The organism is Nostoc commune NIES-4072, assembly GCF_003113895.1.
Classification (GTDB): Bacteria; Cyanobacteriota; Cyanobacteriia; order Cyanobacteriales; family Nostocaceae; genus Nostoc; species Nostoc commune.
This window is the reverse complement of the sequence record NZ_BDUD01000002.1, coordinates 603,680-618,931: the sequence shown is the minus strand read 5'-3', so window position 1 is coordinate 618,931 and position 15,252 is coordinate 603,680. Positions and strand designations below refer to the sequence as shown.

Sequence of the window (15,252 nt, the reverse complement as noted above, 5' to 3'; positions counted from 1 at the left end):
ACCAATAGGAGAATTTTATGAGACTAACAGATTTTTTGACAGACATTGGTAATTCTGTTGCTTATTATCCCAAACTAGTTGAAATCAGTGGTGGCGTTTTACCAAATTTATTTTTATGCCAAATGTATTACTGGTTAGGCAAACAAAAAAATCCTGAAGGTTGGATTTATAAAACTCAAGCCGAAATTGAAAACGAAACTGGACTAAGTAGGAAAGAACAAGAATCAGCCCGAAAATCCCTTAAAGCTAGGGGTTTGCTCTTTGAAAAGTTTACAGGTTGCCCTAGACGCTTAGAGTTTTGGCTGGATAAAGATGCTTTAAATCAACGCTGGTCAGCTTTTATGAATAATCTTGAGCTACCAATAGTAGAAATCACAAAAGCCTGGACTCGCAAATCCGACAAGGCTCTCGATGATGTTGATGAACAGTCACTCATAATGCCCAATTCGTCCAATATAGACAGTCTCGATAGTGCAATATGTAATGCCCCAACAGAGCAATATATAATGCCCTATTCATCCAATACAGAATGCCCATTCGTTACAGGCAGTAATGCCTCACATGGACATGCTGTAATGCCGCAGTTGGGCAATATATCTATCCTGGCATCATGGCATCAGATCCGTTACCTGCCGTTTACCGAAGTGAAATCAAGTCGCGTGGCTGGCGCTTCCCTTGGCGTACACCCACCATAGATAAAATTTACCAAACCTGCGATCGCACCCTTGTAGAATTAATCGCCAGAGAAAGGGCTTCTTGGACTGGTTGTTCTTGGCTTGAAAAAATTCCCACAGTCATCAAATCCATTGGCAATTTGGAAGCGAGCAAGGGGGGCTTAGAAGAACTATTGGGCTATTGGTCAAAAGTTTTGGAGTTAACTGCACCACAGACATCTGAATCTGTGTCAAAACTTGAACCCGTTGGCTACTACTCAAATCGCTCAGTTGATTGGCACAAAGCTACATTCTGTGAATTGCTAGACCTTGGCGATAGAGTCGGCACTGATAAGGCGATCGCTCAATTCAGTACCCGCTATGACCAAAATCATACAGGTGCTACTGATAGCTGGTTGAACTGGTTAAAAGTAGAACATCCCTCTATGTATGCGTACCTACATCCACAAGTAGCATGACGAAAGAACTAGACTTTTCATCCCAACAAGACCGCTTGCCCCCGCAAAGCATCGAAGCTGAAGAAGCAATACTCGGCGGTATCATGCTTGACCCAAATGCCATGAGCCGAATCAGCGATCGCCTGGTAGCCGATGCGTTTTACATCAACGCTCACAAAGATATTTACCAGGCAGCGCAACGACTATACAGCCAAGGACTACCAACGGATTTGCTTTATGTCACCAGCTGGTTGTCTGATAATGGTTTGTTGTTTCGCATCGGTGGACGTAATAAATTGGCTACATTGTTTGACCGTACTGTGTCAGCCGTTAACATCGATGCGTTAGCCGATTTGGTGATGGAGAAATATCAAAGGCGGCAGTTAATTCAAGCTGGAACTGAGATTGTCAAGCTGGGCTATGTAACCGAAACCGAGTTCAGTACAGTCCTTGACCAAGCTGAACAAAAAGTTTACGGCATTGCATCAGAGCATTCTGCTGCTGACTTGGTTCATATCAGTCATTCCTTAGCCAACACTTTCACCGAGATTGAAGCACGTCACGCCGGAACTGCAAGCCCGGCTGTGTCCACTGGTTTTTATGATTTTGACAGTTTACTTGGTGGTGGTTTTTGCAAAGGGCGCTTGTACGTGCTAGCTGCTCGTCCATCTGTTGGAAAATCTGCTTTGGCTGGTAATCTCGCTCTCAATGTTGCTTTTAGTGGTCAATTACCTGTCTGTATTTTCAGTTTGGAGATGTCTACTGATGAATATGCACAGCGATTCCTCAGCAGCGAATCTAGCATTGAAAACAACTTATTAGAAACTGGGCGCGTTTCTAATAACCAGTGGCAACCTCTAAGCCAAGCGATCGCTTCTTTGAGTGAACTGCCGATTTTCATCAATGACAATTCTTGCCCCAGCTTAACCGAAATCCGTAGCCAAGTCCGGCGGGTTTCATCGCATTACGGTGGTGTTGGGCTTGTGGTTGTTGATTACCTGCAACTAATGGCAGAAGGTACTGACTCCAGGGCTAACATGACCGAGCGTGTTGGAGAAATCAGCCGGGGGCTAAAGAAACTCGCCAAAGATTTGGATGTGCCAGTGCTTGCTTTATCGCAGTTAAGCCGTGAAGTTGAACACCGTAATGATAAACGTCCCATACTGAGCGATTTACGGTCAAGTGGTGCAGTTGAGCAAGACAGTGATGTTGTCATCATGCTTTACCGTGAGGAGATGCATAACCCCGATACACCTGACCGTGGTATTGCTGAGTTAATTGTTCGTAAACAGCGCAATGGCCCTACTGGTACGGTTAAACTTTTATTTGACCATCAGTTTACCAAATTCAAGAATCTCTCTCGTGGTCGAAGTTTTTAGCGAGAGCTTGAGCAGGGGAGCGCTTATGAGGCTTATACAAGTTCTATTCAAACTCAGACTCAAGACTACTGGCAACAAATAGCACAGGGAGTCGGGCAACTAGCAGAAATGCCTTGGAAGATTTTTGAGCATTCCACCCCTACTACCACTATGATCGCCTCTGCTGTTCGCTGTGCGATCGCCGAATTTGGTGGTTCTATCGGCGCTGTATTTATTGACTATTTACAGCAAATCCCCCTGGAGTCCGGCGGCAACATGGCTCATGAAGTTGGCAAGATTACTCGTCAAATTCGTGCGATCGCTAAAGACCACAAAATCCCTGTTTTCTTGGGTTGTCAGATTAACCGGGGGAATCAAAACTCCGCTGAGAAACGCCCCAACCGTCATTTACTCCGCAACTCTGGTGAAATCTTCGAGGTTTGCGATCAGTTGATTATGCTTTATCGAGATGCTGTTTACACCAAAGATTCGAGCGATCGCACTATTGAGCTGATTGTTGAAAAAAACAGACTTTACGGTAAATTAGGCACGGCTACCATGCTGTGTGATTTATCCACCTCCCGATTTTTGAATTTGGCAAGGTGAACGTGAACTTAAAATAATTGCGATCGCTTTGGTTGAGCTTATTGTACAGGTTGTAGTTTTGCTACGAGTGCGATCGCTTACCACCGATGAGTCCGGCTTTGTTGCATTGCATTTGCAAATACATTAATAGTACGATGCCATAGGCAACCCCAAACTATGCTCAGGTTCTCGCCCAAAAATTACCAATTGGTAGTAGAGCAATTGAGAGTTTAATTCGGCTTTGTTGCATGAAACAAATCCGCTTTTATACTACTCTTAGGCGGCTTTTCTCTTGAACCGGATTCCTCACAAACATTGCTCACGCGCTGCTTACGCTATTAACAAAATCTTCATCTTGTATACAGGTATAGGGTTTGAGCAATTTAGTTTTACTTTATGCTACTTATTGGACGTTTTTGTCAGGTAAAGTTGGACATCCATTTTTGTCAGGTAAAGTTGGACAACCTGTCCAAAATCTTCTTCAAGTCACACGTAGCGATGCGCTTAATTTCTCCTTCAGTCAGTGGTGAGAGGTTTTCAATTGACAAAAACGGATGAAACCATGCAACATTTTTCACCAGTGCAGATGGTATTTCGCGTTCAGTCACTATTCCCCAATCAATACCTCTAGAGAGCCAGTAAAGACGTTCAATCTCTAGTTTTTCCAAAGTTCGTTTTGACTGTAAGTCTTTAGCGTATTTTAGGGTGCGAGCAATTTCTGTTGTGCCAATACTTTGACGCATCGTCACTACAAAGTCTGTTGTCATTACAACCAACTCAGAGGTACGCCCAACTGCTGGGTGACGAAAACCACACTCCGAAGCTATTGCCTGGGTTTGTGTCAACGGTAGTAGAGGATATTGCTCTCGGATGTCACAAACGACTTGCGACCATTCCAGTACGTAAAAGTAGTCCAGTTCCAGTTCGCTGAAAAAATGGTCTACCCTACCTGTTTTCCATCCTTTAATACGGTTGACCTGCCCTCTTGAAGGCACATCTTGAACTTTTAGCCACGGTTTATAGTCAGCACCTCGACCTTGACCACAACCAGAGGCGATGTATTTGTCTATATTCTTTTGGTTTATTGAGCGCCTACGCAAGCCTATTCCCTCTCCTTCCATGCCAAATAAAGGATTTTGGGAAAGCTAACTGCAAACAGCTTTTGCTCAACCTTTGATCCGTTATCTTGGCTCAAGCCGCGCCAACACTTACACTCACTGTCAACAAACACAGACAATGAAGCTTGGTTTTAGCTTTAGTATCCAACTTTATTGTCTAGTGTACAACTTTATTGTCTTGTGTAGAACTTTTTTGTTCTCATACACATGTATGACACGGGAGGGGATATCTATCTTTCCATGTATTACATGGATAATCCGCCATTTTTATGTTAAGTAATATTTCGCCAACGGTATCGTTATCTCGGCGGATACCCTATTACACGGGAGAGCGAGTTTCATCAAACATCTGATACGGCGATCGCAAAAAACGCTCCGCAGCCCATCGCAAAACAGTCTGTTGAATTGCCTGTTGCATCCCTGGAAATTTTACGTGACCGTGTTTTGTCTGATCTGAAGCTGGGTAAGCAAGCACCTGGGTATAAAACTGCTCAGAAAGCTCTCAATCGGTTTATTTCTGAACTAATCGGTTCAGTTTAGCTGTTTAGAGAATTCGCCAACAGTGTCTTCGCTATATTTAGCCCTAATTAACTTACTCTTGGTTTTTGCCAGTCCATTATTTTCGCGCCCATACTTGTGTAACACGAGGGATGCCAAACGCTGTTGTTTCGTCAGCGGCTAACGCCTTGATTTGGGCAATCGTCTGGTTAATCTCTTCAAGTGTCGTCAATCCAGCTTCAATCAAAACGTCATTTGCCTCGAACAGTGACAAATCCACTACGCGCTTGGTCTCCCCACGCACTACGACAGCTTGCGCCAAAGAAATTTCTGGAGCTACAAATCCACTATCCTGAAAAAAACGGTGAAGTATAATCCCCATATTTAAGTGCTGACCCCTTGCATGTGAGAGAGCTAGAAAAAGTTCAAAACAGCGGTTATAAGCTGGGTTAGAAGGTTCACAAAAAGCAGTACTAAAGTCTGCTTCTTCACACACAAGCAGTCCACCAGGCTTAAGAAGTAATCGCATTTGCACAAGTGCATCAATAGGACGAGTCAAATGCATTAGCAAGAAGCGACAGTAAACTAAATCAAAGAAGTTTTGAGGCAATCCAGTATCGTAGGCGCTACCAAGACTAAATGTTACATTACTTAAACCAAGAGCTTTTGCATTGCGTCGCGCTTGTTCTACCTGTTCCACGCTCAAGTCCACACCAACAACTGAGCCACTAGAACCAACTTGTTGAGCCAACCAGTTAGAAACAGTTCCAGTACCGCAGCCAATATCAGCTATCACCATCCCTTGCTCAAGTCTAACTCGTCGAAATAGGGACTCGGTATAAGGTCTGTGGATTATATTAAGGATTGAAAGTCGATATGCGCCCAACTCTCCAGTAGCAAGTGTATAACGATCATTTTGTGTGATTGCCGTTGTCTGAGCAGCTTTAACAGATTGTAATTCTGAAAACATGATATTGTATCCGCTATGAAACTCACTACTCTACGCTCAGCATCAGCACATAATCTACATTTCCATTTTCATCTGAAATTGGAGGAGACTGTATGGAGATAAACTCTATACTTTCAGATTCGGTCGAGAAGGAATGCACAACTTGAGGCTCTATGCAAATGATGTCTCCTTTTTTTATACTAATATGTTGGTCTCCAATAATGCCATACCCTCTTCCTGATGTGACGAGCAAGTAAGTTTTAGAACGTTGATGTAGGTGAGGCGGTAAGGAAGTATTAGCGGGCATAAAGACGTGATCGCAGCCTACATGGGGAATTTCACCAGGTGGCAAAAATGACCTGATAAAAGAACCGTTAACCTCATAAGGATGAATATCATCCAGTTTCCCTTCCTTGAGTGCTTGATTTGTATTGGTCACAGCTTTTTGTAGGTTCGTTTTGTATGCCATATAAGTTCTCCTGCCTTTGCAGTATTATCTGGTTCAATTGCCGCATCGTTGTAGCGTTTATTTGCGGTAGAAGGCATTGCAATAGTGATAAGATGTCGGGCATGGGCGGCTAGTAGTTTCTGAGTTGTCGTTGTGAGAGACAATAACTCTACTACGAAACGCCCTACCTCTTCATGCTCTTATTTTGGCAACGGTATTGTTAATAGGGGCTTTTTTCAGGATATAAGAGGTTAATGCGTTTTTGGCGTAATGCTGATTCTTCTTTTTGTAGTTGCTCTAATTGCTCTACTGTTTCCTCTGAAACCCCTATAATAGAAGCCATTTGCCGAATTTTTGCCTTTTCCTGTTCATGAAGTTCGCCATCAGCAGCACAAGCCCTAATTGCCGTGAGAAGTAAATCTCTCTGTGCTATGGATACTTGAGGAGAGCGAGCAATGACTTCTTCTAAATCTTCATAAATGCCAGTTTAACAAACTGCGTAATCTGAAATTGTTAAAGTTACGAAAGCCATATCCAAGCCTTTTAATTAACTTGAGTTTATTATTAATTCCTTCTACAGCTCCACTTGTAGTTCTTCCGTCAAAATAACCGACTATTTCACCAAACCATCTAACTATTGTACCTAGACTTTTCGGAAAATATAAAAGTGCATCATACATCCAATCCAATAGTTTTATTATACTATCCCCCCAAGATTTAGTTGTTTCAAATATATCTCGGAATTCTTCTTTAAGTGCGTGCATTTTGGCTAGTTTTGGCGACACCTCTTGCACAGATTTTAATTTTTTTCTTTGCTTTTCATTAAGAGAATCTTGATTTTTTATCAGCGCATACTTACTTTTATTCAATGCCTCTAATATTCGCTCTCTCTCTGATTTATTATCTAGCGACATGGCTGCTTTCTTTTCAGCTTTACGCATAGTATCTAATTCGTCATTTACTTGCTTCATTACATGAAATCTATCAGCAGTTATATTAGCATTTGGCATTAACTCTTCTACTAAGTTTTTATAAGGCGACCAGAGATCAATGCTCACTTCTTCAATTTGATTAAGTACCTCAACGCCCCAATTTACAAGTACTTCACGAATATCTTCTATCCGTCTTGATTGCACTATCTCAATTGGTTTATGAGTATCTAAATCCACTAATACTGCTAAGTAGTTTCCTTGTCCTTTAACTAAAGCTATTTCATCTATCCCTAACTTTTTTATCTGACTTAAGTTGATGTTTAATATTTGTGCTACTTGCTTTTTTAACATTGATTCTACTTCTTCATCACTTAAGCTATTTCTTTTGGCAACACTATGGATATTACTATTTAATACTTGTTGAACTATGTCTGTTGCTAATCTTTTAGTATATCTTTTGCTTTGATCTACACAATCTAGTTGTTCACTAAATACTTTTTTACACTTATGACATTTAAATTGCCGACGATTTATTTTTAACAACACTGTTTTTTTGTTCCACGGTAAATCATGAATTATCCGCCAGTGATTTTGATGTATACTGTGAGTGATTTGTCCGCACCAAGGACAAGTCGAATAGTTCACACTTTTTTCTATCGTTATAATTATTTCTTCCCCTTCAAGTTCCTGAAAATCTAATACTTTCATATCGGGAAGATTTAGGATTTGTTCTACAGGAAATTTCATAACGACTGTCTAAAAATTTACCATGTTATAATATAAACTGGTTTTTCTGGTTTATTTAAGTATGCTTTATTTTTCTTAAATACTTACACTGTCTGTATTTCAAGTATCAATAACACTAAATTACAGTCTTTAAAATTTAGTAACTTTTAATTATCACCATAAAAATGCCGGAAGAACCGAAATTACTTTAGCCAAAACATCATATACATCAGTTAAGGTAGTCAGAATTCAAGAATCAGAATGCTTAGATAATCAGAAGAAGATTTAATAATCACATCTCGCATTTATCCTAAATTAATTTTCAAGTATGGCTATCATTTAAATCAGTTAAAAGGTAAATTACTTTAGCCAAAACATCATATATATCAGTTAAGGTAGTCAGAATTCAAAAGTCAGAATGCTTAAATAAGCATAAGAAGATTTAATGATAACATCTGACATTTATCCTAAATTACTTCACAATTTTGACACCGCTGAGTCCTGCGTGCTGAATTCTTACAAATCTTTGACTAACCTAATCCTATTCATGAGTCTCGGAACCATCTTTTGGTTTGGGGCGTTACTGTTTATCCGATTTGTGGGTGACCACTTGTTTATCAATGACAATCCCTGGCTAGTATTCTTGTTTATTTGGTTCAAAGCCGCGTATCTCGGCTTTGAACCGTATTGATTATTTATTTGTTTGTTTTGGAAGAATAAAAATTGGGATGCACCCGTTTACAAGTGATTAATAAGCTGTTAAGATTAAGCGTTAAATTTAAAAAAAATTACACAACATTCTTATGCAAGAAGCATTTGATATTTACACCAATAATGTTTCTATTGCTCGATCTCGATTTGATCGCGGATCAACCTTAAAGGCTTTGCTTGACCCTAATATCGACCCGATTCTTTTAGAGATGTTTTTGCTATACTACTGTTCTCAAGGAATTGAAATGACTGAGCCAGTTGAAAGTTGGATTCGCAGAGCAGGTGAGCGCTGTATTGAAATTGGTCTTACTGAAGTGGGTCAATTATTAATCGCACACGCCAAAGGAGAAGCAGGGCATCAGTTAATGATGATTGCAGATACTAAAGCTTTAGTATCCCGTTGGAATAGTCAACGAAAACCGCATTTGGATGCAGAGTGGTTTTTCTCTCAGCCTAAAACTGACAGTGTATCTGAGTATTATAAACTACATGAAGATACAATCACGGGAGACACTCCGTTTGGTCAAGTGGCGATAGAGTATGAAATTGAAATGTTATCTTTGCGATGCCTATCTCACCTAGTTGAGCAGTGCAAAAAAGTACTTGGTAACGATATTACCAAATGTATCAGCTTTTTAGAAGAACATATTATTGTAGATGTTGCTCACACTCAACTCAATGAGAGAATGATCAAAAACTTACTCAATAGTAATCCCGATTATTTAACAGTGTTATCTAGTATTGCTAGTAAGGCTCTCGACACTTATGGTTCTTGCTTAAGTGACTGTCTCAATTTAGCACAAGCCCATCGTGAGCTATATAATTTTGAAGCAAGGATTCAGGTCTAATATTTAGTCAGCAATGATGGGCGAGACAAATAATTATTATAGTCAGTCAGAATAATCCTCTGTTCAATTGCTTGTTGTATTCGTCCATCGGGTGGGACTAAAATTCTTAATACAATATCAACTTGCCCCAGTTACCATACCATTTATTGCTGTTTTTAATAGGGCATGTGTGCATACATAATTATTAGACTTCTTGCATAAATATTTTTTTGTTTCACGCAAAGGCGCAAAGACGCAAAGAAAAAAACGCTAAGAAGGACTTTTGCAAGAGGTCTATTCATCCATCGTAAAAATGCTTGCAATCCGCTTGAAAAGCAAATGAATCGGAGTTTTCGCTTAATTTTTAAGGTTGCAGAAACTGAGGCTGAAGTACTTCAATGCCAATCTTTAATCGCCCAAGTTTACTACAAAGAGTTAGGTATTACCTTCTCCAGTACTTATAATCCAGAAAATAAAATTGAACTCTGGCCTCATCACTACTTAATGGGTTTAGTTAATGATGAACTTGTGTCCACTATAAGCTTGTATATACATAGTACAAACTTAGAAAGATATGGAGGGGTTACTTCAGAAGATATTGATAGTTTACTAGCAGAAACCGAAGTTCCTTGTAAGTATTCAGGCAATTATATACGAGAATTGACTAAATTTGTAGTCAAAGAGAACTGGCGAAAAAAAGGAATTGGTAAATTATTGATGGCTGTAGCGCATTCAAAAAACTTTATTCAAATAAATGAGGAGAAACCTCATTTGATATCCATAACTTCAAAACTTTCAACTTTCAACTATTTTTTAGATCCAATCGGTATAAAAACTCGGTTAATTAAGTTGATTCCTGCCTTTAAGATTCACGAATTGTACTCTAATGAGAGAGATCCAATGCAGAGTCGATTGATAATTCCGGATATTGATATTCCAAAACAATGGTACAATTTGAAGCTACCTGCCGAATATCAAATCACAAGTAACAAGTAACAAGTAAACAGGGCTATTTCATTCTAAAAAGTTACTTGAATGCGTCTAATCCAAAAGAACAGAAACATTGAGCTTGTGCCATATTTTCAAATATATTGCTGGGTTTTGGGTATGACGAAAGAAACTATTCAATCATCGAAAGTTGGTAAAAGCTAAAATGAAGAACGCATTTATGCCCACAACAGCCGCGAACGCACTTATGCTAACAGTCCTTAAACACCAGATATTTCAAGCGTTACAGCAATTATGTACCCTTGATGCCAAATATTCCCCAACCTTTTGAAGCTGCACAGTAACAATAACCGCTCTAGCTTTCTATGACTTGAAGAAGATTTTGGACAAGTTGCAAGCTGAAACACCTATAACTTCGTGAAGGCATTAATAAGCGCGATCGCTTTTGCTGAAAAAAGAAAGTAGACACAAATCTGCTAAGATGCGGATTTCTCACGCATGGATTGCGATCGCTTACCGCCCACAACTACCAAACCGAGCATTGCTGCAAATAGATTACTAGGGCGATTCGCACTCACGCCTGAGCAAGTGTTAAACAGCCTGTCGGTTTGCCAGCGATTTCAGAACTTGAAATTTTACGCGATCGCCCAGCAGTCTCAACTGAAGTTAGGGAATCTTGCTACTGGGTATAAAACTGTTCAGAAGGCTCTCAATCGTTGAAATACACTTAATTTCTTTCTCTTCCCCTGCCTCCCCTGCTCGCCCACGTCACTTGCATCGCATTGCTCCCGTCAAGGGTCAACAGTCACAAGTCTTGGCTGAACTTGGACTTTTGACTGTTGATTCTGGACAACCCTCATGAGTAACTACGCAACTTAAATGCGTAACAGCTTATCTTTCACGACTTTCCAAACATCCTCAGAGGTTTATTAACTACTGCTATCTTTGCAGGGCATTAATAATTTGATTGATTTTCCCTTCTAGCCCCTGAATCTTCTCCTCTAATTTCTGGTTCTTTTTCTGCCATTCAGTAATTTTATCGAGCAATATCTGGTTGTCAGAAATTACTGTTATAGACTTTAATGTGCGAGCATCCTGACCAAATCCCATCAAAGCTGGACGTTCCACGTAAGTAACACGATGCAGCACCCGCCAAGCTTTGTTAGGTTTGCCGGCTCGTGTTTGCCGCAACGCTCGTGCTTCTTCATCATTGCTAGCTAACCATTCCGGGTCAACCACATAGCTAAAAAAGTCTTGGAAGTTTTGGGTAGTACCTTCCAGATAGAAACTCATAAACCGATAGCGGTCTACTTTCTCTCCTGGTAAAATTGGTAGATCGTTGTAGTTAGTGATTCCCCGGAACTCGATTCCGCTCAAGTCTACATTTAACTGTATACCTTTGCTGCGAGATTCAGTTTTGCTCATAGTTTGGGTCATGTTAATAGTAGCTTGAGCAGTTAGTTCTACAGCAGCACCGCCACCACCAAACTTTCCTTCAAATCCTAAACCTGCATTCAGCCCAAAGGAGCCACCAATGGTATGCTCAACTGTATTGGCAAAACTCTGAGCTTCAGTTCGCAGTCCGCCATCAGCATCCCAGACATAGGTATTGACAATGTTCCGCTTGCCTGCCTTGATTTGAATATCTTCCATTCGTTTCTGCCAGCCGGCAAAACTTGTTTGAGCATGGACTCGTTGATCTTGGTCGTCAATCTTACCTTGGATTTCTGCCTTTTTAGCTTCGGTAGCCGCGCTTTGCTGCTTGACAAGAGCTGCTGATTCGGTTTTTAGCTGTGCTGTCTTTTGCTCATCAGTCATCGTGGTACTGGATTTGTCTTCTTCCCTCTGTACACCAACAGTAGAGGGAGCATCACCACTATCTATATTCCGTCCCAAAGAGGTTTCATCAACTGTCCGCACATCAAAGTTATCAAAATAAGATTCTCGGCGCTTATCTTCTTTCTCCATCGCTTGTTTGAGGTTATAAGCTTCTTGCAGACGATAGTAACTGGCGGGATAAAGAGAACCATACTGAGCGCGCATTTGGGGAACGTGCTTAAAGAAGCGATCGCTAGTAGCACTACTCCCCGTTAACCCATCCAAACTACCATTCATGGTATAAGCCGGATTCATCAAAAAGGTAATTGTATTCACATCCGGGGGAATACCATCAACAGGTTGGACTTGATACCCAACCATTTTGCCACTCCGGGCTAGTCGAGTAATAAACACATCAGCTAAGGCAGAAACCACCAAAGCATAACCAACGTTTTTGGGAATAAATCGGTTGTTCAGATGAGGGAACTTAGGAGTTGTTTCTGGTGTACCCCGCAGTTCCAATTTATCCGTCATGCTCAGAGATGAGCTAGAGGTAATGTTACTCTCATTCTGGAATTGGTAGCTAAAGGCAAGGTTGCCTGTGAAGCCAGCACGAACCCTAGCTATTTTTGCGGAAACTGCAAAACCTGCACTCATTTCTGCATCGGCACCTGCAAATATTTCGGTACTCGCACCCAATCCGCTATCTTGAGAACGATTCCAGCTAAATGCCACATCTTCAGAGATAGTTAATTCTACTGAACTTGCGCCATTATAGTCATCCGGCAAGGTCAGGTTTTCACTAGGTACAGGTGGCGCACCTTCAATGTAGCCCAGGAGGGTGGGGGCAAACTGGGCATTACCAATCCATTTGAGTTCTAGTTCTTCGATGCGTTTGTCTGGTAGTAATTCCACACCATTGAGGGCGGGACTGGCTATAAAACGCCGCATGAGCGCAGATTTACGCTTGGTGACAGGTTCAACAGTAATTGTGCTGTATTCGGCACTCACTAAAGCATTGCCGCCAATGGGCAAGGTGTTGTCATCTTGGCTAATTGCTCCATTGACAGTACCATGATTATTGTTACTGGTGAGATCTAAAACTTTGAGCGTCGAGCCTTCTGGTTTGATTTCATTGAGTGGCAAATAAGCAACCAAACCTGACTCTTGCCCTGTTAGGCTTTGGTACATATTCGCTTGGATTTGTGCCTCTGTGCAGGCTGTATTCCAGATGCAGACTTCGGCTATTTGACCGTTGAAACAAACAAATGCTTGTCCATTCATTTGGCGTGCACCAATTAATACAGATGGTGAAGCATTAGCGATAATGCTACCAAAGGTTTGAGAGGCTTCTAACTTACCATTGATATAAAGTTTTAGAGTTGTTCCATCGTAGGTAGTAGCAACATGGCTCCATACACCAAAAGAAATCGTGGCAGTAGAATCTAAAAACCAAGGTTTCTTGATATGTTGCCCGTTGACTAACTGCAATTAGCTCAGAATTGCTATATTTCACCGCATCAGTTGTATTGTCTCCCAGTTTGCGGTTGAGTGTCATCGCCCCTACATAAGGATCGCTATAGACTGTACCATCACTGCCGTTATCTGCAAAGTCAATCACCTTGCCTTCGGAGATGCCACCTAAGCGCCAATAACCGACTAAGCCAACTTCTTTGCCGGTTAGTTGCAGATACATATTATTTTTGATATCTGTTTCGGTGCGCGCTAAGTTCCAAATCAGAACATCGGCAATTTGACCAGAGAAAAATTGTTGTGCTGTTCCCTCTGTTCCTCCTGTACCAATTCGCAGAGGACGGGCTGTGTTAGCTGTATAATTTGCTGCTACTTCTGCGGCAAATATTCCATTGATATACAGTTTAGCTTTACTACCATCAAAGGTAGCGGCAATGTGTGTCCATTGATTGAGGACAATATCGGAACCAGTAAGTTTAAGCCAATTTTGGGTATTATTACCAAGCCAAAATTGCCATTTATTGTTGTCTCCAGCATAGATCATATATCCAGAAGTATTGCTGGTCTTGATGTCGCGGGAGGTGACTACAGACCGATAAGTTCCTTGTCCTCCTGTAACTTTTGCCCAACAGGTAACGGTAAATTGTTTGGGGTTAAGTTCTGTGGAGTAGGGAATTGCTACATAATCATCCACGCCATCAAAGACTATACCGCGTCGCTTCAGGGCTACTAGTCTGACGTTGATGGCTTCTCCCGTTGCCCATTTGCGCTCAATGATAAAGTGAGTATCGTCAATCTTCTTGACTGGGTAAGTATCGTTGTAGGCTTGTGTGCCAGTAAGCTGGACTTGATCGCCATTCTCTAAACCATGATTGGGACAAGTAACTTGCAATTTGCCATCGGCTGTTTTCTGGTAGGCGGTAATCATACCGTCAAAAATCAAGCCACCTTCTTCTTGTTGTTTTTCCCAGTAACCTAGTTCCGTACCTGTAGCAATGTTAATTTCAAAGGTATTAGCATCGATTTTTCGGGTGCTATAAAGACCTTGATAATCTTTAGTGCCAGTGATTTTTACTAGGTCGCCATCGGTTAATCCTGCGGCTTGGGCATTAGTGGATATTTTCACCAAATCTTCGGCATCTTCTGCTTCAGTACCTTCTGAGAACCCGGAAATGATGCCTTGGGGAGGTGGTGTTCTGTCACCAAAGGCTTTGATTTCATCTAAGGTGTTGAGGGGTAAGAGAACTTCGCGCTGGTTACTGCGAATGATAGTAGTGTCTGGTGTTTCATCGATTTGTGCGAGTGTCCCATCTTTGGCGATCGCAAAACTGAGGGCGGCTGTTCCTGTGCTGGTGGGAACTGTTAACATCAATCTGGTGGCGGTTTTCAACAGTAGCTCTTGCCCTGATTGCGTCATCTGAGACTGTTGTAAATCGTATTTGGTGGCGGCTAAACCATTGTTAATGGTGACACTGGCAATATCTAAGGTGCGCTTAATCACACCAGGAATGCTTCGGGGTAGTAAGCCGTTGTCAGATTCTTCCAAAATGGTGTAGTCTTTGACTTCAAATAGTCCTTCATCGGAGGCACGTAGGGTGGTCAATTCCACTTTTTGGGTTTGACTGTTATGGGCGAAAATATGCCAACGATAGATATCATTTTCGATGGTGGGAACTAAAACGACGGCAAACCAACCTTTTTGCAAGTTGCCAATGGTACAGAGTTCGGTGGTGGGTTCGTAGAAGGGCAG

At 41.3% G+C, this 15,252-nt stretch carries 15 protein-coding genes; 7 read left to right on the top strand and 8 right to left on the bottom strand.

What is annotated here, in order from left to right:
* The first annotated feature begins 17 nt into the window (after window positions 1–17).
* Genes CDC33_RS35200 through CDC33_RS35185 form a run of 4 tightly spaced genes read left to right on the top strand, consistent with a single transcriptional unit; the run spans window position 18 to window position 3,075 of the window.
* Entirely contained in the window at window positions 18–695 is a 678-nt protein-coding gene (locus CDC33_RS35200; protein ID WP_181374338.1) for a hypothetical protein, read from the top strand.
* Window positions 611–1,132 carry a hypothetical protein gene (locus tag CDC33_RS38065; RefSeq protein ID WP_146195920.1) on the top strand — a complete coding sequence of 174 codons (522 nt, stop codon included), beginning with the start codon at window positions 611–613 and terminating at the stop codon, window positions 1,130–1,132. Before CDC33_RS35200 ends, CDC33_RS38065 begins: the two co-directional genes overlap by 85 nt.
* A complete protein-coding gene (gene dnaB, locus CDC33_RS35190) occupies window positions 1,129–2,490 on the top strand; it encodes a replicative DNA helicase (protein WP_109013175.1) in 1,362 nt (453 codons plus the stop codon). The genes CDC33_RS38065 and dnaB overlap by 4 nt, the downstream gene beginning before the upstream one ends.
* Window positions 2,491–2,535: 45 nt before the next feature.
* The gene (locus CDC33_RS35185; RefSeq protein ID WP_280524481.1) at window positions 2,536–3,075 is read left to right on the top strand and encodes a DnaB-like helicase C-terminal domain-containing protein; all 540 of its coding nucleotides are present in this window, start codon (window positions 2,536–2,538) and stop codon (window positions 3,073–3,075) included.
* A 425-nt stretch (window positions 3,076–3,500) separates the two neighbouring features.
* Here CDC33_RS35185 and CDC33_RS35180 read toward each other — a convergent pair whose 3' ends face one another.
* From CDC33_RS35180 to CDC33_RS35155, 6 genes are all read right to left on the bottom strand, one after another.
* Window positions 3,501–4,154, bottom strand: a complete 654-nt coding sequence (locus CDC33_RS35180; protein WP_244919527.1) for a TnsA endonuclease N-terminal domain-containing protein — start codon at window positions 4,152–4,154, stop codon at window positions 3,501–3,503.
* A 337-nt stretch (window positions 4,155–4,491) separates the two neighbouring features.
* Entirely contained in the window at window positions 4,492–4,647 is a 156-nt protein-coding gene (locus CDC33_RS39590) for a hypothetical protein (RefSeq protein ID WP_181374337.1), read from the bottom strand.
* 141 nt (window positions 4,648–4,788) lie between these two features.
* A complete protein-coding gene (locus tag CDC33_RS35170; protein WP_244919526.1) occupies window positions 4,789–5,640 on the bottom strand; it encodes a class I SAM-dependent methyltransferase in 852 nt (283 codons plus the stop codon).
* A 25-nt stretch (window positions 5,641–5,665) separates the two neighbouring features.
* Entirely contained in the window at window positions 5,666–6,088 is a 423-nt protein-coding gene (locus CDC33_RS35165; RefSeq protein ID WP_109013173.1) for a cupin domain-containing protein, read from the bottom strand.
* Window positions 6,089–6,287: 199 nt separating this feature from the next.
* Entirely contained in the window at window positions 6,288–6,500 is a 213-nt protein-coding gene (locus CDC33_RS41465) for a TerB family tellurite resistance protein (protein ID WP_280524480.1), read from the bottom strand.
* A gap of 40 nt (window positions 6,501–6,540) precedes the next feature.
* On the bottom strand, window positions 6,541–7,746 hold the full coding sequence (locus tag CDC33_RS35155; protein ID WP_109013172.1) for an ISL3 family transposase: 1,206 nt from the start codon (window positions 7,744–7,746) through the stop codon (window positions 6,541–6,543).
* Between the two features lie 782 nt (window positions 7,747–8,528).
* Between CDC33_RS35155 and CDC33_RS35145 the strand changes: the two genes are divergently transcribed.
* The 3 genes from CDC33_RS35145 (at window position 8,529) to CDC33_RS35135 (ending at window position 10,931) form a co-directional block, all read left to right on the top strand.
* The gene (locus tag CDC33_RS35145; RefSeq protein WP_109013170.1) at window positions 8,529–9,284 is read left to right on the top strand and encodes a hypothetical protein; all 756 of its coding nucleotides are present in this window, start codon (window positions 8,529–8,531) and stop codon (window positions 9,282–9,284) included.
* A gap of 318 nt (window positions 9,285–9,602) precedes the next feature.
* Window positions 9,603–10,259 (top strand): hypothetical protein, encoded by a 657-nt coding sequence (locus CDC33_RS35140; protein WP_109013169.1) that lies wholly within the window; start codon window positions 9,603–9,605, stop codon window positions 10,257–10,259.
* Between the two features lie 450 nt (window positions 10,260–10,709).
* A complete protein-coding gene (locus CDC33_RS35135) occupies window positions 10,710–10,931 on the top strand; it encodes a hypothetical protein (protein ID WP_109013168.1) in 222 nt (73 codons plus the stop codon).
* Between the two features lie 219 nt (window positions 10,932–11,150).
* Here CDC33_RS35135 and CDC33_RS40020 read toward each other — a convergent pair whose 3' ends face one another.
* Entirely contained in the window at window positions 11,151–13,460 is a 2,310-nt protein-coding gene (locus tag CDC33_RS40020) for a LamG domain-containing protein (RefSeq protein WP_244919563.1), read from the bottom strand.
* Entirely contained in the window at window positions 13,387–15,207 is a 1,821-nt protein-coding gene (locus tag CDC33_RS40015; RefSeq protein WP_244919525.1) for a LamG domain-containing protein, read from the bottom strand. The genes CDC33_RS40020 and CDC33_RS40015 overlap by 74 nt, the downstream gene beginning before the upstream one ends.
* Between the last annotated feature and the right edge of the window lie 45 nt (window positions 15,208–15,252).